The sequence below is a fragment of the Dryocola mayonis genome (assembly GCF_051307045.1).
Taxonomy (GTDB): Bacteria; Pseudomonadota; Gammaproteobacteria; order Enterobacterales; family Enterobacteriaceae; genus Dryocola.
Window position 1 is genome coordinate 89,724 of sequence record NZ_CP150452.1, and the last position, 21,384, is coordinate 111,107.

Sequence of the window (21,384 nt, forward strand, 5' to 3'; positions counted from 1 at the left end):
TGAATCGGGACCTGTTATAAAGCCTGCGGCAGGGTGGAGAGGCGCAGGCGCCCTCCACCGCCACAAAACCTGTCTACGACATCAACGGCAACAGCTGCTGATAAATCTGCTTAAACACCTCTCTTCTGCCGCTGTAGCGCTGATGGCGCGCCGTATCGGGCTGATGCTGCTGTTCGAGCTTCAGCTGCGGGAGCAGCGTTTGCAGCGACTGTCCGGGCGACACGGCAATTTGCGCCAGGCGCGCGGCGCCAAGCGCCGGGCCGACATCGCCGCCGGTGCGGTAATCCAGCGTTTGCCCGCTGATATCCGCCAGCATTTGCCGCCAGTAAGGGCTGCGCGCGCCGCCGCCGATAAGCGTGATGCTTTTCGGCGTGATGCCGCACGAATGCACCACGTCCATGCCGTCCGCCAGCGCATAGCCGACGCCTTCCAGCACGGCGCGGGCCAGCTCCGCCGGGCCATGCTGATGCGTTAAGCCGAAGAACACGCCTTTTGCCTGCGGGTTATTGTGCGGCGTGCGCTCGCCGGAAAGATAGGGCAGGAACCAGATCACGCCTGCGTCTTCGTTCGCCTGTTCGGCGGCGGCCAGCAGCGCCGGAACGCCGCCCAGGCCGGTGAGCTTCGCCGCCCAGTCGAGGCAGGACGCGGCGCTGAGCATCACCGACATTAAATGCCAGCGGTTCGGCAGCGCATGGCAGAAACTGTGTACCGCGCTTTCCGGTTTGCTGCGAAATCCGTCGCTGACGGCGAAATAAACGCCCGAGGTGCCAAGGGACAGCATGGCCTGACCGGCGTCCACCATGCCGACGCCGACGGCCCCTGCGGCGTTATCGCCGCCGCCTGCCACCACCGGAACGGCGGGCATGCGCCACGCCTGCGCCACGTCGGCTTTCAGCACGCCGGTGATTTCACTGCCTTCAAAGAGTTCGGGCATATGCTGGCGGCTAAGGCGGCAGGCGTCGAGCATCGTATCGCTCCAGTCGCGTTTTGCGACGTCCAGCCACATCGTGCCCGCCGCGTCGGACATGTCGCTTGCCAGCTCGCCCGTCATGCGCAGGCGCAGGTAATCTTTTGGCAGCAGCACCGTGTTGATTTGCGCAAAAAGATCCGGCTCGTGGCGTTCTACCCACAGCAGTTTTGGCGCGGTAAAGCCCGGCATCATCAGGTTGCCGGTGATGCCGCGAGAATCTTCGACGTTGGCTTCCAGCAGGGCGCACTCTTCGCCGCTGCGGCCGTCGTTCCATAAAATAGCCGGACGGAGCACCTGCTGCTTGCTGTCTAGCAGCGTTGCGCCGTGCATCTGTCCGGCGATGCCCAGCGCTTTTACGCCCTGCAGCGAATGTTGCTCGCCCAGCGACCTCATCGCGCGGTCCGTCGCCTGCCACCAGTGCTCAGGATCCTGTTCCGACCACAAAGGATGCGGGCGGGAGACGCTTAGCGGTTCGGTGCGCGACGCCAGCACTTCGCCTTCTTCCCCGAGCAAAATCGCTTTCACACCCGACGTCCCAAGATCGATACCGATGTACATAATGGCCACTCCTTATAACTGCGCCACGCAGAACGTGGCGCAGGGAAGATAATGATGGAACAACGCGCTTATCTGTCGAACAGGTAGTGGTTCACCAGATTTTCCAGCAGCTCCTGGTGGCCGCTGTGGTGCTGCGGCGCCAGATTATGTTGTTCAGCGTACTGCGCAATCTGCGCCAGCGACATCTGCCCTTTCAGAATTTGCTGGCCCAGTTCACCATTCCAGCCGGCGTAGCGTTTCGCCACGCGCTTATCCAGCTCGCCATCTTCAATCATGCGCGCGGCGATTTTCAGCGACAGCGCCATCACGTCCATCGCGCCGATATGACCGTAGAACAGATCGTATTTATCGGTGCTCTGGCGACGGACCTTGGCGTCAAAGTTCAGCCCGCCGGTCGTGAAGCCGCCCGCCTTGAGAATTTCATACATCACCAGCGCGTTTTCTTCCACGCTGTTCGGGAACTGATCGGTATCCCAGCCCAGCTGCGGGTCGCCGCGGTTCGCGTCCACCGAGCCGAAGATGCCAAGCGCGATGGCGCTGGCGATTTCATGATGGAAGGAGTGGCCGGCAAGGGTGGCGTGGTTGGCTTCGATATTCACCTTGATCTCTTTTTCCAGACCAAACTGTTTCAGGAAGCCGTAAACCGTTGCCACATCGTAGTCGTACTGGTGCTTGGTCGGCTCCTGCGGTTTCGGTTCGATAAGCAGCGTGCCGCGGAAGCCGATTTTGTGTTTATGCTCAACCACCATTTGCATAAAGCGGCCAATCTGCTCGCGCTCCTGGCGCAGATCGGTATTCAGCAGGGACTCATAGCCTTCGCGCCCGCCCCACAGCACATAGTTTTCACCGCCCAGCTGATGCGTCGCGTTCATTGCGGACACAACCTGAGAGGCCGCCCAGGAGAAGACCTCCGGGTCCGGGTTGGTGGCGGCGCCCGCGCCGTAGCGTGGATGGGTGAAGCAGTTCGCGGTGCCCCACAGCAGCTTCACGCCGGTATCCTGCTGTTTTTGCGCCAGCAGCTCGGTCATTTGCGCAAAGTTGTTCTGGTACTCTTTGAGCGAGGCGCCTTCCGGGGAGACGTCCACGTCGTGGAAGCAGTAATAGGGCACGTTCAGCTTGTGGAAGAATTCAAAGGCGACTTCGGCTTTGCGTTTTGCCAGCGCCAGAGCGTCTCCCGCCTGCTGCCACGGGCGTTCAAAGGCGCCAACGCCGAACATATCCGCCCCGGTCCAGCAGAAGGTATGCCAGTAGCAGGCGGCGAAACGCAGGTGTTCTTCCATGCGTTTGCCCAGCACCAGCTCATCCGGATTGTAGTGGCGGAACGCCAGCGGGTTGGTGGTTTTAGGGCCTTCGAAACGTACACGATCAAGTTGGTCGAAATAGGCTTGCATAATGAACTCCGTAATCAGAAAAACTGCGGCCAGGCGAAAGTTTACTTATTCTGGGTTTTACCCGCGGGATGCTCAATTACGTTATTTCACACTGCGCTTCAGAGAATACCCAAACGTGCGCCGCCTCGCAAAAACCGCTGAAAAATATACAAGAAAACGTTCACCTTCTATTTTCTGGATTACAGGAAGCGACGCGCGGGATATTTTAAAAGCAGATCCCTGTCATAAATTGAGAATTAAACCAAAAATCATAATGAGAAGATAAAAATCAGTAATTGCCGATTCTGCACTCAGCGGCAACAATTCTCTCGTCTGCAAATGTAATCCATTCTTTAATCCGAATAATCACCACCCTACAGGTAACAATAATATGAAGATTAAGAACCTCTTACTGACGCTGTGCGCCTCGCTCGTCTTAACCTCCGTGAGCGGCATCGCTAAAGAAGTAAAAATCGGCATGGCCCATCGACGACCTGCGCCTTGAGCGCTGGCAGAAGGACCGGGATATTTTCGTGAAGAAGGCCGAATCCTTAGGCGCCAAAGTATTTGTTCAGTCTGCCAACGGCAACGAAGAAACCCAGATGTCGCAGATTGAAAACATGATTAACCGCGGCGTGGACGTGCTGGTCATTATTCCTTACAACGGCCAGGTATTAAGCAACGTGGTCGCCGAAGCGAAACGCGAAGGCATTAAAGTATTAGCCTATGACCGCATGATTAATAACGCGGATATTGATTATTATATCTCTTTTGATAATGAAAAAGTCGGCGAGCTGCAGGCCCAGAGTATTGTTGATAAGGTCCCTTCCGGAAATTATTTCTTAATGGGCGGCTCGCCTGTGGATAATAACGCCAAGCTGTTCCGCGCCGGGCAGATGAAAGTATTAAAACCTTATATCGATAGCGGGAAAATAAAAGTGGTAGGCGATCAGTGGGCGGACGGCTGGCTGCCGGAAAACGCGCTGAAAATTATGGAAAACGCCCTGACGGCGAACAACAACAAAATTGACGCGGTGGTGGCGTCAAACGACGCTACCGCCGGCGGCGCTATTCAGGCTCTGAGCGCGCAGGGGCTGGCCGGCAAGGTGGCGATTTCCGGTCAGGATGCGGACCTTGCGGGCGTGAAGCGTATTATTGCCGGCACGCAAACCATGACGGTTTATAAGCCGATAACCAGGCTGGCAAATACCGCCGCTGAAATCGCGGTGGAATTAGGCGAGGGCAAAGAACCGGCCTCCGATGCCAAACTTAATAACGGCCTGAAGGACATTCCGTCGCGCCTGCTTACGCCGGTTGAGGTGGATAAAGCCAATATCGACAGCACCGTGGTGGCCGACGGTTTCCACAAGAAGAGCGATCTCTGACCCGTATCGCCCGTAGCTCGCTGCGGGCGGCAATCTTTGGCCAGACGGGGGAGAGGTTATGCCTTACTTACTGGAAATGAAAAATATCACTAAGGCTTTTGGCGTGGTGAAGGCGGTGGACAACGTCAGCCTGTCGCTCAACGCCGGAGAGGTTATGTCGCTGTGCGGCGAAAACGGCTCCGGCAAATCGACGCTGATGAAAGTGCTGTGCGGCATCTACCCCTGGGGCAGCTACGAGGGCGAAATCTGGTTTGCGGGCGAAAAGCTTCAGGCGGGCCACATTCGCGACACCGAACGCAAAGGCATCGCCATCATTCACCAGGAGCTGGCGCTGGTGAAGCATCTTTCTATCCTGGAGAATATTTTCCTCGGCGCGGAGATGTCGCGCCACGGCGTGCTGGACTACGACAGCATGACGCTGCGCTGCCAGAAGCTGCTGGCGCAGGTGAACCTGGATCTCTCACCGGACACCCGCGTGGGCGATCTGGGGCTTGGGCAGCAGCAGCTGGTGGAAATAGCCAAGGCGCTGAATAAACAGGTGCGGCTGCTGATTCTGGATGAACCCACGGCTTCGCTAACGGAGCGCGAAACGGAGGTTTTATTAAAGATTATTCGCGATCTGCAGGACCACGGCATCGCCTGTATCTACATCTCCCACAAGCTTAATGAAGTCAAAGCCATCTCTGACACCATCTGCGTAATCCGTGACGGGCAGCCTATCGGCACCCGCGATGCTGCGCAGATGAGCGAAGACGACATCATCACCATGATGGTCGGCCGCGAACTGACGGCGCTGTATCCGAGCGAGCCGCATCAAACGGGCGAGGAGATCCTGCGCGTCGAGCACCTTACCGCCTGGCATCCGGTCAACCGCCATATCAAACGCGTCAACGACATCTCTTTCTCGCTGCGCAAAGGGGAAATCCTGGGCATTGCCGGGCTGGTGGGGGCCGGGCGTACCGAAGCCGTTCAGTGCCTGTTTGGCGTCTGGCCCGGCAGATCGGAAGGCGAGATTTTTATCGACAATAAGCCGGTAAAAATCACCTGCTGCCAGCAGGCGATTGCCCACGGCATCGCTATGGTGCCGGAGGACCGGAAAAGAGACGGGATCGTGCCGGTGATGGCGGTAGGGCAGAACATCACGCTGGCGTCGCTTGGGCAGTTTGCCGGCGCGCTAAGCAGCCTGGACGACGCCGCCGAGCAAAACTGCATTTTGCAGACCATTCAACGCCTGAAGGTTAAAACGTCGTCGCCGGGGCTGGCCATCGGCCGCCTGAGCGGGGGCAACCAGCAAAAGGCGATTCTCGCCCGCTGCCTGCTGCTTAACCCACGTATTCTCATTCTTGATGAGCCGACGCGCGGCATCGATATTGGCGCCAAATACGAAATCTACAAGCTCATTAATCAGCTGGTACAGCAAGGCATCGCCGTGATTGTTATCTCCTCCGAACTGCCTGAGGTGCTGGGTCTGAGCGACCGGGTGCTGGTGATGCACGAGGGGCGTATCAAAGCCAACCTGATTAACCACAACCTGACCCAGGAGCAGGTCATGGAAGCCGCACTGAGGAGTGACCATCATGTCGAAAAGCAATCCGTCTGAAATGAAACTTACACCGCCGCTTGCCTCGCCCTTCGGCGGCCTGAAGGCGCTTAATCTGCAGGTGTTTGTCATGATCGCCGCCATCGTCGTCATCATGCTGTTTTTTACCTGGATGACCGACGGCGCCTATCTGAGCGCGCGAAACGTCTCTAACCTGCTGCGCCAGACGGCCATTACCGGCATTCTGGCGGTGGGCATGGTGTTTGTGATTATCTCGGCGGAAATCGATCTTTCCGTGGGCTCGATGATGGGCCTGCTGGGCGGCGTGGCGGCGATTTTCGACGTCTGGCTGGGCTGGCCGCTGCCGCTGACGATCGTCGTGACGCTTGCGCTGGGCCTGGTGCTGGGCGCCTGGAACGGCTGGTGGGTCGCCTACCGTAAAGTGCCGTCGTTTATCGTTACCCTCGCGGGCATGCTCGCTTTTCGCGGCGTGCTGATTGGCATCACCAACGGCACTACGGTTTCGCCAACCAGCGCGGCGATGTCGCAAATCGGCCAAAGCTATCTGCCGGATGGTGTTGGCTTTGGCGTCGGCGCGCTGGGGCTGATGGCGTTTGTGGCCTGGCAGTGGCGGCTGCGGCTGCGTCGCCAGGCGCTGGGGCTGGTGACGCCAGCCTCAGGCACCATTGTGGGACGGCAGGCCATCACCGCGGTCATCGTGCTGGGAGCCGTCTGGCTGCTCAATGATTACCGCGGCGTGCCCACGCCGGTGCTGATTCTGACGCTGCTGCTGCTCGCCGGCATGTTTATGGCCACCCGCACCGCGTTCGGTCGCCGCATTTATGCCATTGGCGGCAATATCGAAGCGGCGCGCCTTTCGGGCATTAACGTCGAGCGCACCAAGCTTGCCGTGTTTGCCATCAACGGGCTGATGGTGGCGATCGCCGGGCTGATCCTCAGCTCGCGGCTGGGCGCCGGTTCCCCTTCCGCCGGGAATATCGCCGAGCTCGACGCCATTGCCGCCTGCGTTATTGGCGGCACGAGCCTGGCAGGCGGGATCGGCAGCGTCGCCGGCGCGGTGATGGGCGCCTTTATTATGGCTTCCCTCGATAACGGGATGAGTATGATGGACGTCCCGACCTTCTGGCAGTACATCGTCAAAGGCGCCATTTTACTGTTAGCGGTATGGATGGACTCGGCAACCAAACGCCGGGCCTGAGAATGTGCAAGCGATCACAACGCCGGGGCAAGGTTCCCCGGCTTTGCCGTTGCTATGGTATTCAGATACCGGGTAATTTCAGGAACTTTTAGCATGTTTGAGAAACGTCATCGCATTACGTTGTTATTCAATGCCAATAAAGCTTACGACCGCCAGGTCGTTGAAGGCGTAGGTGAATATTTGCAGGCGTCTCAATCAGAATGGGACATCTTTATCGAAGAGGATTTCCGCGCCCGGATCGACAATATCAAGGAGTGGCTGGGGGACGGGGTGATAGCGGATTTTGACGATACGGAAATCGAAAGGTTGCTCAAAGGCGCCGATGTGCCGATCGTGGGCGTCGGCGGCTCGTATCACAGGCCCGAGCATTATCCGCCGGTGCACTACATCGCCACGGATAACTACGCCCTCGTGCAGAGCGCGTTTTTACATCTGAAGGAAAAGGGCGTGCAGCGTTTTGCTTTCTACGGCCTGCCCGGCTCAAGCAACAAACGCTGGGCGGTGGAGCGTGAGCACGCCTTTCGCGAGCTGGTCGCGGAAGAGAAGTACCGCGGCGTGGTGTATCAGGGGATCGAGACGGCGCCGGAAAACTGGCAGCATGCGCAAAACAGGCTGGCTGACTGGGTGCAAACTTTGCCGCCGCAGACGGGGATTATTGCGGTTACCGACGCCAGGGCGCGCCATCTTTTGCAGGTGTGCGAGCATCTGCATATCCCGGTGCCGGAAAAGCTTTGCGTGATCGGCATCGATAACGAAGAGCTGACGCGCTATCTGTCCCGCGTCGCGCTCTCTTCCGTGGCGCAGGGCACGCGGCAGATGGGGTATCAGGCGGCCAAGCTGCTGCACCGCCTGCTGGATAACGAAGCGTTGCCGCTGCAGCGGGTTCTGGTGCCGCCGGTGCGGGTTGTGGAACGCCGCTCGACGGATTACCGCTCCTTACACGATCCGGCGGTGATTCAGGCGATGCACTACATCCGCAACCATGCCTGCAAGGGCATTAAGGTGGAGCAGGTGCTGGACGCGGTGGGGATTTCACGCTCCAATCTTGAAAAGCGCTTTAAGGAAGAGGTGGGGGAAACCATCCATGCGGTTATCCACGCCGAAAAGCTGGAGAAGGCGCGCAGCCTGCTGGTTTCCACCTCCCTGTCGATAAACGAGATTTCTCAGATGTGCGGCTATCCTTCGCTGCAGTATTTCTATTCGGTATTTAAAAAAGAGTACGATACCACGCCAAAAGAGCACCGTGAGCGGTACAGCGAGATACTGGTTTAATGAAAAAAAACGCCTTCGGAAGAAGGCGTATAATTGTTTTTTTAACTTTGTTCTAACAAATCCGTTTTTATTATTCAGTTCGCCGCCATCAGGCGTTGATTACTTTGGTACATCGCAAACAGGTAATTGTTATAGCTGCTGCCTTTTGTCGAATAACCTTTCAGCTTATGAATCATATTGCTGGCGGTCACTTCCTGATCGGCTTTACGCAGCTGCGCGCGCGACTTACGGAATGACTTATAGGCCCGGGTGCGTGTTCAGATTGGTGACGTAGGCATTAACGCCTTCTTTCACCGAATCGTAATGCTGATAGCCTTTCACTTTACCGCTGTCGCTATTGCAATGCCTTTTGCTGCATTTCATGCCGAACAGGTTGTTATTGCTGCGGGCAAGCTTAGAGGTGCCCCAGCCGCTTTCAGCCGCCGCCATCGTGGCCACCATATTGGTGGGAATGATGTCGACTTTTTCCATCAGCTGGTTCCACGGCACGCGGTTAGTGTTGCCGTTCCAGGCAATTTTATAGCGCTGCGTAATGCCTTTCAGGCGCGCGCGCTCGGAAGGCGACCAGGCCTTTTCGTACTGCTTGGAAACAAGCCAGTTGCGATCGGCGGTGATAGCAGCGTTTTGACTGGTAATATATGGCATGACCGTCCGGAGAAACGCTCTTTTCCTTGGCGTTCCGGAAGGGTATTTTCGCAAATCAGGGAGCGATGCCAATTCACTATTGCGAGAATACTCTTTCTTACTGCTTGCCAACTTCTTACTGCTTGTCTTAGTGCTGTGTATCTTTGTGCTTTTTGTCTTAACACTTTTTGTGTTAACGGCATGGGCTTTATGCGATTTTGGCTCATGTTTACTGGCTATTACCCCAGTTGAAAAACTGAAGGTCAGTAACATAAGTATCGCAGCCCCAAATCGTCGGATTGGGGTTGATATCATTAGATCTCCTGGGCGGATCGATGCGTCTCGTGTGCCTTAATTGTCAAGGGGTTCGAATAAAGTAAACGCGAATACTAGCAAAAATAACGTTCCAGGGCACCAAAAGAAATAATCCCAATCCGAAGTGTTGTCACGTACGATCTTCTTATGACGGAGAAAAGTATCGTGATATGCGAGGGTTATCGCATAATTTAGCGAAATGATACTTCGATCACTCACCCTCCTTTCTCCTCCCTGCCGACCCGCCCGTCAGGATGAATATCATCAGCGAAAACAATGCCACACTGGTTAAAAGATACCCATGGTAAAAAAAATGAAAAAAATTCCTCTGCTGCTTTTGTTATTCCCGGGCCTCGCGCTGGCAAACTGGACTGCGCCGGGTCTGAATCCCTTTAAAGAACAGTCTGCTGGCCTCTTTGTGAGCGAATCCAGGCTTGCGAAGGGGACTTTGCCGCTGAGCCTGAAGCTTGATGGAGCCTGCTGGCAGCCCGCCGAAACCATCAGGCTTAATCAAATGCTCTCCCTGAAGCCCTGTGCAGGCGACGCGCCGCAGTGGAAGCTGTTCCGCGAAGGGGATTACCAGGTGCAAATCGATACGCGCAGCGGCACGCCGACGCTGATGCTGAGCGTGAAGAGTACCGTCACGGCCCGCGCCTGACGACGTTACGCGCCAGTGCCCTAAATGGGACGGCAAACCCCTGACGGTTGACGTCAGTAAAACGTTCGCCGAAGGCGAACAGGTACGCGATTTTTACAGCGGACAAACGGCAAGCGTTAAACAGGGTCAGATAATCATGATGCCGGCGGCGAACAGCAACGGCCTGCTGCTGCTGGAAAGCGCGTCTACGGAAAAAGCCGCTCCCTTTAGCTGGCATAACGCGACGGTATATTTCGTGCTGACCGACCGCTTTGCGAATGGCAATCCCGCCAACGATAACAGCTACGGCCGCCATAAAGACGGCATGGAGGAAATTGCCACCTTCCACGGCGGCGACCTGGCGGGGTTGACCGGCAAGCTTGATTATCTGCAAAACCTCGGCGTAAACGCCCTGTGGATAAGCTCGCCGCTGGAGCAAATTCACGGCTGGGTGGGCGGCGGTACCAAAGGGGACTTCCCGCACTACGCCTATCACGGCTACTACACCATGGACTGGACGAAGCTCGACGCCAATATGGGCACCGAAGACGAGCTGCGCAAGCTGGTGGACGAAGCCCACAAACGCGGCATCCGCGTCCTGTTTGATATCGTCATGAACCATACCGGCTACGCTACCCTTGCGGATATGCAGGAGTACCAGTTCGGCGCGCTGTATTTAAAAGGCGAAGAACTGACGAAAACGCTGGGCAAACGCTGGACCGACTGGAAGCCCGGCCCCGGCCAGAGCTGGCACACCTTTAACGACTACATTAACTTCAGCGACAAAACGGCCTGGCAAACCTGGTGGGGGAAAAACTGGATCCGCACGGATATCGGCGATTACGACAATCCGGGCTTTGACGATATCACTATGTCCCTCGCTTTCCTGCCGGATTTAAAAACCGAGTCTACGCGGGCCGCGGGGCTGCCGGTGTTCTATCGCCACAAGCCGGATACCAACGCTAAAGAGATTGCGGGTTATACGGTTCGCGACTACCTGACGCGCTGGCTGAGCCAGTGGGTGCGCGATTACGGCATTGACGGCTTCCGCGTCGATACCGCTAAACACGTTGAAAAAGACGCCTGGAAGCAGCTCAAAGCGCAGTCCGTGGAAGCGCTGGGCCGCGTGGAAAAAAGCGCATCCGGATAAAAAGATGGACGACGCCCCCTTCTGGATGACGGGCGAATCCTGGGGCCACGGCGTGATGAAAAGCGACTACTACAGCAGCGGCTTTGACGCGATGATCAACTTCGATTATCAGGAGCAGGCCGCGAAAGCCACGGATTGCCTGGCGAACATCGATATCACCTGGCAGCAGATGGCGGAAAAGCTGCAGGATTTTAACGTGCTCAGCTATCTTTCATCGCATGATACCCGGCTGTTCCGCGAAGGCGGGCAGCGCGCAGCAGAACTGCTGTTGCTGGCTCCCGGCGCGGTACAGATTTTCTACGGCGACGAAACGGAACGTCCGTTTGGCCCCACCGGCTCCGATCCGCTGCAGGGCACGCGCTCCGATATGAACTGGGGTAAAAATACCGCCACGCTTGAGCACTGGGAAAAAATCAGCCGGTTCCGCGCGCGCCATCCGGCCGTTGGCGCGGGGAGGCAAACCACGCTGAGCATGAAAGAGGGTTACGGCTTTAGCCGCCAAAGCGGCGATGACAAAGTCATGGTGGTCTGGGCGGGGAACCCATAAGCCCGCGGCAACATTCTGTGCTGTCCTGGAGAGGATACGCAGCATATAGACATCTGCGGGCTATGCTTACTGTGTTTGCACCGCGACTTCTGCGGCGCTATGGTTAGCCTCTTTTTGACAGTAAGCGACAGATCTACGTTATGACGTTTTCACTTTTCGGCGATAAATTTACCCGCCATGCAGGCATCACACGCCTGATGGAGGACCTCAACGACGGTTTACGCACGCCGGGCGCTATTATGCTCGGCGGTGGAAACCCGGCACAGATTCCCGCGATGAACGATTATTTCCAGAACCTGCTGACGGACATGCTGGCAAACGGGAAAATGACCGACGCGCTGTGTAATTATGATGGTCCGCAGGGGAAAAGTGAGTTACTCGACGCGCTTGCCAGCCTGCTGCGCACTGAATTAGGTTGGGATATTGAACCGCAGAATATTGCACTGACAAACGGCAGTCAGAGCGCATTTTTCTACTTGTTTAACCTCTTTGCCGGCCGTCACGCCGACGGCAGCACCAAAAAGGTGCTCTTCCCGCTGGCGCCTGAGTATATCGGCTACGGCGATTCAGGCCTCGAAGAGGATCTCTTCGTTTCGGCGCGCCCGAACATCGAGCTGCTGCCGGAAGGCCAGTTCAAATACCACGTCGATTTCGAACATCTGCACATCGGCCAGGACACCGGGATGATTTGCGTCTCGCGCCCGACCAACCCGACGGGCAACGTCATTACCGACGAAGAGCTGATCAAGCTCGATGCGCTGGCGCACCAGCACGGCATCCCGCTGGTGATTGATAACGCTTACGGCGTGCCGTTCCCCGGCATCATTTTCAGCCAGGCGCGCCCGCTGTGGAATCCGAACATCGTGCTGTGCATGAGCCTGTCGAAGCTGGGCCTGCCGGGCACCCGCTGCGGCATTATCATCGCCAACGAAAAAATCATCTCGGCCGTGAGCAATATGAACGGCATTATCAGCCTTGCTCCCGGCGGTATCGGGCCTGCGATGGCGACGGAGATGATTAAACGCAACGATCTGCTGCGCCTGTCTGAAACCGTCATCAAGCCGTTTTATTATCAGCGCGTTCAGCAAACTATCGCCGTTCTTCGCCGCTACCTGTCGCCGGAACGCTGCCTGATCCATAAACCGGAAGGCGCGATTTTCCTCTGGCTGTGGTTTAAGGATTTGCCGATCACCACCGAACTGCTCTACCAGCGCCTGAAAAAGCGCGGCGTGCTGATGGTGCCGGGCGACTACTTCTTCCCCGGACTTGATAAGCCCTGGCCGCACACGCACCAGTGCATGCGTATGAACTACGTGCCGGAGCCGGAAAAAATCGAGGCGGGCGTGAAGATTCTGGCCGAAGAGATCGAGCGGGCCTGGAACGAATCCGTATAAAAAACTATGGCGGTGTGGATAACGCCTGCGATTATCCACGCCGGGATTTTTATTGCAGGCGATTTTCCATCGCGACGCTTGCGGGCAAAGGTCCTTTCAGGACGCGAGGGAATTTGGCCGGATATATAAATCAGTGAATCAAGAGGTTATATCAATCGCACTCCTGCCTGTTCACTTTGCATCAGCCCTTTCTAATCATTAATTGCACCAGGCGGCTTTTAATACGGAAGCACAGCTCGCGCGTCTGGAATTCTTTTTGCGGCGTTAAAATATCATTCACGTCAGCGCCGATAGCTTCTTTAACCCGCAGATATTTATCGGTAGAGGCGCTTAGCTTCTGGAATTCTGCCTGATATTTATTATAGGAAGCTTTGTTATACACCTGCATCGCATCCAGCTCCTTACGGCATTCCTGTAAGCGCTGCGCCTGCAGTTTTTCTGCTTCAGCCTGCGGATCGATTTGCGGCTGGGCGACGGGCGCCGAGGCCCTGCGCAGGGACAACGGCGGCTGGCGTCACCACGCTTTCAGGCGCTTTGCGGGCGCATCCCGTCAATAATAACAGGCTCAATCCCGTGATAACTGTTAATTTCTTCATGCTTTTCCCTTTATTATGCGTATGAAAAGGAGATTAATTTTCCATACCGTAACCTGTGCCGGCATGGTTGTATTTTGCGCTATCGCTATGCGTTGACGGCAGGCATTATCAGGCCGGGAATATCTCATTAACTATAATTGCGATCAATATTATCTCCCGATATTTTAGGCTGAAAGGGTTATTTATGAATAAGCGAGGCGATATTTTTTATCAGGCGCCCGGCTATTTATCGAATAGCTGAGTATTTTGGCTTTAATTTGCCTGATTGCATTAATGAATTAAATAAATTCATTCGCAAAACGGGGAAAAACTATTTTTCATCCCGGCGGCGGCAGATAACGTTTCCACCTCCCGGATTCGGCTTTCCGGTTCGCCTGTCCCGTGCGCCAACCTGGGTATCAGCTCCGCAGCCTTTGCGGTCGCTCTCACGCATGCGGCATTTGGGGATTGATAAAGAGGGGATTTAGCCGGACACTGGTTTTAACCCTACATTTTCTATCAGGTATCAACATGGCCATTATCCCGAAAAACTATACGCGGCTGGAAAGCGGCTACCGCGAGAAGGCGCTGAAGCTCTTTCCGTGGGTCTGCGGGCGCTGCTCCCGCGAGTTTGTCTATTCGAACCTGCGCGAGCTGACCGTGCATCACATGGATCACGACCACACTAACAACCCGGAAGACGGCAGCAACTGGGAATTATTGTGCCTGTACTGCCACGATCACGAGCACTCCAAATACACCGAGGCCGACCAGTACGGCTCCAGGGTGATTGCCGGTGAGGATGCGCAAAAAGACGTCGGCGAAGCCACCTACAATCCGTTTGCGGATTTGAAGGCGATGCTGAATAAGAAAGGCTAGCAAAGCAAACCCTCTCCCGCAGGAGAGGGTGAAATATCCCTCAGAACAGCCCTAACGGCTTATCGGAATAGCTTACCAGCAGGCACTTGGTTTGCTGATAGTGCTCCAGCATCATCTTATGGGTTTCACGCCCGATGCCGGACTGCTTATAGCCGCCAAAGGCCGCGTGCGCCGGATAGGCGTGGTAGCAGTTGGTCCACACGCGTCCTGCCTGAATGCCGCGGCCCATTTTGTAGGCCACGCTGCCGTTGCGGCTCCAGACGCCTGCTCCCAGGCCGTATTCCGTGTCGTTCGCCAGCTCCAGCGCCTCCTCCATGGTTTTAAAGGTGGTGACGGCAAGCACCGGGCCAAAAATCTCCTCCTGGAAGACACGCATGTTGTTTTTACCAAACAGGATGGTCGGCTCCAGGTAATAGCCGGCTTTCAGGTCGCCATCAAGCGCCTTGCGGCGCCCGCCGGTCAGCACGTCCGCCCCTTCTTTTTTACCGATATCGATATAGTTAAGGATGGTTTCCATCTGGCCCTGGGATACCTGGGCGCCCATCTGCGTGCTGGCGTCCAGCGGGTTGCCGCTGCGGATAGACTCTACGCGGCGAATGGCGCGTTCCATAAAGCGTTCATAGATAGATTCCTGCACCAGCGCGCGGCTCGGGCAGGTGCAGACTTCGCCCTGGTTAAAGGCGAACAGCGCAAAGCCTTCCAGCGCCTTGTCGAAGAAGGCGTCCTCTTCGTCCATCACGTCGGCAAAGAAAATGTTCGGGGATTTGCCGCCCAGCTCCAGCGTCACCGGAATAATATTCTGCGTCGCGTACTGCATGATTTGCTGGCCCACTTCGGTGGAACCGGTAAAGGCGACTTTGGCGATGCGTTTTGAGGTGGCGAGGTATTCACCGATTTCGCCGCCCGCGCCGTTCACCACGTTGATCACGCCCGGCGGCAGTAAATCGCCGACCAGCTCCATCAGCAACAGCACGGAAAGCGGCGTCAGGCGCGCGGGTTTGAGTACAATGCAGTTTCCCGCCGCCAGCGCCGGCGCCATCTTCCAGCTCGCCATCAGCAGCGGGAAGTTCCACGGGATGATTTGTGCGACGACGCCCAGCGGCTCGTGGAAGTGGTACGCCACGGTTTCGCCGTCAACTTCGCTGATGCCGCCCTCCTGGGCGCGAATACAGGAAGCGAAATAGCGGAAGTGGTCGATGGCCAGCGGCACGTCGGCGGCGGTGGTTTCACGGATAGGCTTGCCGTTATCCCAGGTTTCGGCGGCGGCGAGCAGGTCAATGTTCTGCTCCATGCGGTCGGCGATTTTTAGCAGGATATTCGCGCGTTCCTGCACGGACATGCCGCCCCAGCCCGCTTTCGCCTCGTGGGCGGCGTCAAGGGCGAGATCGATATCGCCCTTGCCGGAGCTTGCGATTTCACACAGCGGCTGTCCGGTGACCGGGGTAAGATTCTCGTAATACTGGCCGTCTACCGGCGCCACCCACTGGCCGCCGATATAGTTGTCGTAACGTGGTTTCAGCCTGAGCGGAAAGCCATATTCGCCGGGGATAATGCGGGTATCGGGAGGATTGGTTGTCATGATGTTCTCCTTGTCGCGGTTGCTTATCAAGGATAGATGTCGTTGACGATTTTTCCGCCAGCGCCTGAAGGGTTTACGACGCGGCTCACGGATTAAATTTTTTTGATTCGGAGTATTCAGCCAGCAGGCTAACTAAATTGATTCATACTTGAAGATTACCTTTTTCCCGTTTCGCCACAAGGATTGCTCATGCGCCTGTTTATTAGTTTCGATGTAGGCGGTACCCATGTAAAACATGGTCTGTTCACCGAAGAGGGGGAGGTGCTGATAGCTGAAGAATACGATACCCACTACGACCGCCAGCTGTTTTTGTCCTCCTGGCAAAGCGTGGTGGCCGGCTACCGGCAGCATAACGAAATCGCCGGCATCGCCATCAGTTTCCCCGGCTACATCAATCCGATTACCGGCAGCGTCCCTAAGGCCGGATCGCTGACGTTTCTGGACGGCTGCAACCTGCTGGAAATGTTCGGCGAGCTGACAGATTTGCCGATCACCGTTGAAAACGACGCTAACTGCGCCGCCCTCGGCGAGATGTGGCTGGGCGCCGGCCATGATTATGATTCGCTGGTGTGCGTGACCATCGGCACCGGCATCGGCGGCGGCATTATCGTCAACCGCGAGCTGATGCGCGGTTCGCACTACCGCGCCGGGGAGTTCGGCGTGCTGCCCGTTGGGCAATACGGCGAAGATATGCACCAGCTGGCCTCGGCCAAAGGGCTGATGGACGCCTGCCGCCGCGAGATGAATATTCCGGCGGACGAAAAAATTCACGGCCAGGATATTTTTGCCCGCGCCGAGACGGATTTACACATTCAGGGCGTGATTGATAACTGGGTGAAATACCTGGCGCGCGGGATATACAGCGTGGTGTCGCTGTTCGACCCGCAGGCGATTTTGCTCGGCGGCGGCGTAAGCACGCAGCCGATGCTGTACCCGATGCTGGAGCGCCACCTTGAAGGGTTTAAGTTCTGGGACGTGCTCAAGGTGCCGATTCGCCCGTGTAAGCTTGGCAATAAAGCCGGGATGCTGGGCGCGGTTTGGCTGGCCAGGCAGAAGGATTGATTGCGGCCGGTGGCAGCCAGATGTCGCATGGCGCTGACGCTTATTGCAGGGCCAGCAGGGCGGTTCGCGCTGCCGCCCGCCAGTTCCCCTAAGCGCTTTCCTTTTGAAACAGCGCCTTATCCCGCAGTAAATGCTCGTTGCCGCGACGGCGGGTAAAGCCTGTACGGTCAAAATATTCAAGGATTTGCACCGCTAACTTGCGGCCGATGCCTAATCTGTCGCGGAAATCCGCCGCGCTGGTGGCGCCCTGGGTTTGATCCAGTTCGCGGATCAAACCGGCAAACGCCTCAATCCGATCGTTGCGGTAATAACGATCTTTTAAGATCGCCGTCACCAGGCCGAGCCGGGCGGCAAAGCGCAGCAGCTGGCGCACCGTCTGCTCATCCTGCTTAATCTCCGCCGCCAGGTCGCGCACCCACCAGGGGTCGTCGCCAAACAGGCCGTCGATTTTCTGCCATATCTCCTGCTGCGCGGCCGAGAAGCCGGGATTGTGGTCGGGCAGATGCAGCCAGCCCTGGCGGCTGACGATTTTGCCTTCGCGGCGCATTTTCTCAATTAACGCCAGCACCAGCGGTTCGTCTTCGCCCGGCAGCGCCATGCGCCGCAGGCGTTCGCGGCCCGGGCCCGGCTGGTCGTCGTGCTGCTGGTGGTAGCGATCCAGCGTATCGATCAGCTTTTGCTGCCAGCGGGCGGCGGCCTCGTCGCTCAGCAGACCGTCGCCGGCCTGGATATAGCCCGGCTGGGCCAGCAGCGCCTGAAGGCCGCCGGCGGTAAGCTGGCGCGCCCAGGCGAAGGCGCTAAGCGAGACGGCGCCACGCTGCAAAGCGGCCTCCAGGGCCTGCCGATCGTCCCCGGCTTGTTTGAGCTGATGCAGCCACCACAGGTAGGCCGGCTGCCGTTTGCCGCGTCGCGGGGCGTGAAGCTGAATGGCGCGGGCGCCCGCCAGCGTGTGGCGCGCGGAGATATCGCGCAGCACAAGCCTGTCGTTTTCCGCCAGCCACAGCGGCATATCCAGCACCAGCTCGGCCAGGTCGTCCTCCAGCAGCGATATGCGCCCGGTGACGTGGCTTGCGGCGTGGTGAATATGCAGCGGCTGCCACTGGCTAAGCGGAGCCTGGGCCTGCAGCTGAACGATGACGCGCTCAACGGGCCGCAGCGGCTTTTCCGCCAGCAGCCAGTCGCCGCGGCTAAGCTGCGCTTTTTCCGCGTCGCCGCTGATATTCAGGGCGATGCGCTGCCCGGCGAAAGCGGCGTCCGTTTGCTGATTTTGCGCATGCAGGCCGCGCACGCGCATCGGCTTATCCACCCCCGTTAACCACAGGGTATCGCCGACTTTTACTTCGCCGCTCAGCGCCGTGCCCGTCACCACCAGGCCTGCGCCTTTCACGGTGAACGCGCGGTCGATGGCCAGGCGAAAACGATGTTGGCGCGGATGCGGGCGCTCCGGCAACGCCTGTAAATGCCCGCGCAGCTCCGCAATGCCCGTTTCAGCGAGCGCCGCGGTGACAAAGATGGCCGTATCCTGCCATCCTGCTTCCCTGAGCATGCCCTGAACCGCTTGCCGCACTTCTTCAATGCGCGTTTCGCTGACGCGGTCTGCTTTGGTCAGCGCGACGGTAACCGCCGGCCTGCCGGTAAGCTCAAGAATGGCCAGGTGCTCGCGAGTCTGCGCCATTATGCCGTCGTCGCAGGCTACGACCAGCAGCGCGTGATCGATGCCGCCGACGCCCGCCAGCATATTGGCGAGGAATTTTTCGTGCCCCGGCACGTCGATAAAGCCGATGATTCTTCCGTCGGGCTGCGGCCAGTAGGCGTAGCCGAGGTCGATAGTCATGCCGCGCTTTTTCTCTTCCGGCAGGCGATCCGCATTGACGCCCGTCAGGGCCTGCAGCAGCGTCGTTTTGCCGTGATCCACATGGCCGGCGGTGGCGATAATCATTGGGTCAGCATCTCCATAAAGCCCGCCTCATCTTCAAGGCAGCGTAAATCCAGCCACAGCCGTCCGTCGCTGATGCGGCCGATAACCGGTTTTGGCCGTTCGCGCAGGTGCTGTATCAATAAGCCCAGCGTGGCGCCGCGCCCGTCTTTTGGCGTGAAGGTGACGGCGGCGCTCGGCAGCCTGTCGACCGGCAGCGAACCGCTGCCAATCTGCGACAGGCAAGGCTCCACGCGCACCTCGAACCGCTCTGCGAATCGTGCCTGCAGGGCGGGCAGCAGGCGCCGGGCCTGGTCGCTGATGGCCGTCGCATCGCGGGTTAACAGGCGCAGCGTCGGCAGCCTTGCGGCCAGGGTTTCCGGATGCTGATACAGGCGCAGCGTGGCTTCTAACGCCGCCAGGGTCATTTTGTCGGCGCGCAGGGCGCGCTTGAGCGGGTGGCTCTGAATGCGGGCGATAAGCTCTTTTTTGCCGACGATAATGCCCGCCTGCGGGCCGCCGAGCAGCTTATCCCCGGAGAAGCTTACCAGGCTGACGCCCGCGGCGATAAGCTGCCCGGGCATAGGCTCCGGCGGCAGCCCCCACCGGCTGAGATCAATGAGCGAACCGCTGCCCAAATCGGTTATTACCGGAATAGCCAGCTCTTTACCTAACTCTGCCAGCTCGGCTTCGCTCACCGTTTTGGTGAAGCCTTCTATCTGATAATTGCTGGTATGCACCTTCATCAGCAGCGCCGTATCCGGGCCGGCGGCGGCCTGACGATAATCTTTCAGGTGCGTGCGGTTAGTGGTGCCCACCTCAACGAGCCGGCAGCCCGCCTGGCGCATAACGTCCGGAATGCGAAACGCGCCGCCGATTTCCACCAGTTCGCCGCGCGAGACGATGACTTCGCCGCCGTTCGCACAGGCAGCCAGCATCAGCAGCACCGCCGCCGCGTTATTGTTGACGATGCAGGCGTCTTCCGCTCCGGTTAGCTCACACAGCAGATCCGCAAGCGCCCGGTCGCGGTGTCCTCGCTCGGCGCCGTCCAGATCGTATTCCAGGGTAACAGGTGAACGCATAACCTGCGCGACCGCTTCCACGGCGGCCTCAGCCTGCAAGGCGCGGCCCAGATTGGTGTGCAGCACGGTGCCGGTCAGGTTAAAAACGGGCAGCAGGGCGCTGCGCAGGGCCAGCCTCAAGCCTTTGTCTGGCCTGCACGGCCCAGCTGTCGTTCCACGGCGGCAGCTCGCCCTGGACGCGGATATGCTCGCGTGCGCTATCAAGCATATCGCGCAGGGTACTGACCACGCGGGTATGGCCGAATTCATTCAGTAGGGGGCTGAACGATGCGTCGCGCAGCAGGCGGTCTGTTGCCGGCAGCTGGCTGTACAAAGTGCGTTGAAGGGTCATGGCAGGCCGTAGGATTGAGAAATTTTGCCTTAGTTTACAGGGGGAGCGAGCCCCCTGTCATGGAGGGAGATCATGCCGTTGGCGGTTCGGTGCGGGCAAAGCTTTCACGCTGGAAAAGCGTCTCAACCAGCTTGATGAGGTGCGGGCGATTGACGCACCAGCCGGGAGAAACGCGGCGGAAGTTGATATAGCCCACGGCGCAGGCTACGGCAATTCCGGCGACGGTCAGCGGCTCGGCGGTCAGGGTTTTATCGGCGGCGAGCTTCTCAAGCATATCCAACCCGCGGCTGATTTTTTCACGCTGGCGCAGCAGCTCCGTTTCCGACTGCTGGGCCGGCGGGCGCTGCTGCTCGCGTACCGATACAAGCGCCGCGTCCATGATGCCGTCCGCGAGCGCTTCCGTCTGGCGCATCTTCAGGGCGGCTTTCGGCTCACGCGGGATAAGCGCCGGAGCAATATCAAGAAGTTCGAGGTATTCCGCAATAACCGGCGAATCAAACCAGTATTCACCCTCATCGGTGACTAACGCCGGGACTTTGCCCAGCGGGTTGTACTGCGGCGTGTGGCTTTCGGCAACCCACGGGTTGTCGTTCACAAACTCAAAGGTGATGCCTTTTTCCAGCAGGATGACCGAAATTTTGCGCACGTACGGGCTGGTGTAATTACCGATCAGTTTCATTACGTCGTCCATTTTTAGCCAACAAAAGATAAGTATGGATCAGGATGGATGAAAAAGTAGCCGTGCAAAAAGATGTAATAAAGCTACATCAGCACGGGCGCCAAGCGGCGAAGGGTGTGCGGGATCACACCAGGAAAATTCCGATGAAAATTATTTGTGATGCAAGTCACAAATAAATAATAAACAAGGAAGGAAGAAATGTGATTTCAATCACAAACAACCACCATTTTCGGTTAAAAGATTATCACTGTACTATTTTTACACCGCCTTTTTGTGACGTAGATCACGCTGTAATGCCCTG

At 57.6% G+C, this 21,384-nt stretch carries 12 protein-coding genes and 4 pseudogenes; 8 read left to right on the top strand and 8 right to left on the bottom strand.

Going from position 1 to position 21,384, the window contains the following annotated elements:
• Positions 1-73 precede the first annotated feature (73 nt).
• Both xylB and xylA read right to left on the bottom strand, forming a co-directional pair.
• Positions 74-1,528: a xylulokinase gene (gene xylB, locus WLO32_RS00470; protein ID WP_435946810.1), complete on the bottom strand. Its 1,455-nt coding sequence runs from the start codon at positions 1,526-1,528 to the stop codon at positions 74-76.
• Positions 1,529-1,596: 68 nt separating this feature from the next.
• Entirely contained in the window at positions 1,597-2,919 is a 1,323-nt protein-coding gene (gene xylA / locus WLO32_RS00475; protein WP_435946811.1) for a xylose isomerase, read from the bottom strand.
• Between the two features lie 370 nt (positions 2,920-3,289).
• Here xylA and xylF point away from each other — a divergent pair.
• From xylF to xylR, 4 genes and pseudogenes are all read left to right on the top strand, one after another.
• Positions 3,290-4,283, top strand: a pseudogene (gene xylF / locus WLO32_RS00480) (D-xylose ABC transporter substrate-binding protein).
• Between the two features lie 58 nt (positions 4,284-4,341).
• A complete protein-coding gene (locus WLO32_RS00485; RefSeq protein ID WP_435946812.1) occupies positions 4,342-5,883 on the top strand; it encodes a xylose ABC transporter ATP-binding protein in 1,542 nt (513 codons plus the stop codon).
• Positions 5,861-7,042: a xylose ABC transporter permease XylH gene (gene xylH / locus WLO32_RS00490; RefSeq protein WP_435946813.1), complete on the top strand. Its 1,182-nt coding sequence runs from the start codon at positions 5,861-5,863 to the stop codon at positions 7,040-7,042. The genes WLO32_RS00485 and xylH overlap by 23 nt, the downstream gene beginning before the upstream one ends.
• Positions 7,043-7,135: 93 nt before the next feature.
• Complete coding sequence (gene xylR / locus WLO32_RS00495) at positions 7,136-8,314, top strand: D-xylose utilization transcriptional activator XylR (protein ID WP_121264876.1); 1,179 nt, start codon at positions 7,136-7,138, stop codon at positions 8,312-8,314.
• A 74-nt stretch (positions 8,315-8,388) separates the two neighbouring features.
• Here xylR and WLO32_RS00500 read toward each other — a convergent pair.
• Positions 8,389-9,253: pseudogene (locus tag WLO32_RS00500) on the bottom strand (protein bax).
• 313 nt (positions 9,254-9,566) lie between these two features.
• Between WLO32_RS00500 and WLO32_RS00505 the strand changes: the two are divergent.
• Both WLO32_RS00505 and avtA read left to right on the top strand, forming a co-directional pair.
• Positions 9,567-11,587 (top strand): annotated as a pseudogene (locus tag WLO32_RS00505) (alpha-amylase).
• Positions 11,588-11,727: 140 nt separating this feature from the next.
• Positions 11,728-12,981 (top strand): valine--pyruvate transaminase, encoded by a 1,254-nt coding sequence (gene avtA, locus WLO32_RS00510; protein ID WP_435946814.1) that lies wholly within the window; start codon positions 11,728-11,730, stop codon positions 12,979-12,981.
• Between the two features lie 181 nt (positions 12,982-13,162).
• Here the strand turns inward: avtA and WLO32_RS00515 are convergent, their stop codons facing one another.
• Positions 13,163-13,483, bottom strand: a complete 321-nt coding sequence (locus WLO32_RS00515) for a hypothetical protein (RefSeq protein ID WP_435946815.1) — start codon at positions 13,481-13,483, stop codon at positions 13,163-13,165.
• A 604-nt stretch (positions 13,484-14,087) separates the two neighbouring features.
• Between WLO32_RS00515 and yajD the strand changes: the two genes are divergently transcribed.
• The gene (yajD, locus tag WLO32_RS00520) at positions 14,088-14,435 is read left to right on the top strand and encodes an HNH nuclease YajD (RefSeq protein WP_435946816.1); all 348 of its coding nucleotides are present in this window, start codon (positions 14,088-14,090) and stop codon (positions 14,433-14,435) included.
• A 40-nt stretch (positions 14,436-14,475) separates the two neighbouring features.
• On the opposite strand, the gene exaC is transcribed toward yajD, so the two are convergent.
• A complete protein-coding gene (gene exaC / locus WLO32_RS00525; protein ID WP_435946817.1) occupies positions 14,476-16,014 on the bottom strand; it encodes an acetaldehyde dehydrogenase ExaC in 1,539 nt (512 codons plus the stop codon).
• A 189-nt stretch (positions 16,015-16,203) separates the two neighbouring features.
• On the opposite strand from exaC, the gene WLO32_RS00530 reads away from it, so the two are divergent.
• Positions 16,204-17,076: an ROK family protein gene (locus WLO32_RS00530; protein ID WP_435946818.1), complete on the top strand. Its 873-nt coding sequence runs from the start codon at positions 16,204-16,206 to the stop codon at positions 17,074-17,076.
• A gap of 88 nt (positions 17,077-17,164) precedes the next feature.
• Here WLO32_RS00530 and selB read toward each other — a convergent pair whose 3' ends face one another.
• The 3 genes and pseudogenes from selB to WLO32_RS00545 form a co-directional block, all read right to left on the bottom strand.
• Positions 17,165-19,015, bottom strand: coding sequence for a selenocysteine-specific translation elongation factor (gene selB, locus WLO32_RS00535; RefSeq protein ID WP_435946819.1), 1,851 nt, complete (start codon positions 19,013-19,015; stop codon positions 17,165-17,167).
• Positions 19,012-20,404: pseudogene (gene selA / locus WLO32_RS00540) on the bottom strand (L-seryl-tRNA(Sec) selenium transferase). Before selA ends, selB begins: the two are co-directional and overlap by 4 nt.
• Positions 20,405-20,474: 70 nt before the next feature.
• A complete protein-coding gene (locus WLO32_RS00545) occupies positions 20,475-21,083 on the bottom strand; it encodes a glutathione S-transferase (protein WP_435946820.1) in 609 nt (202 codons plus the stop codon).
• Positions 21,084-21,384: the final 301 nt, after the last annotated feature.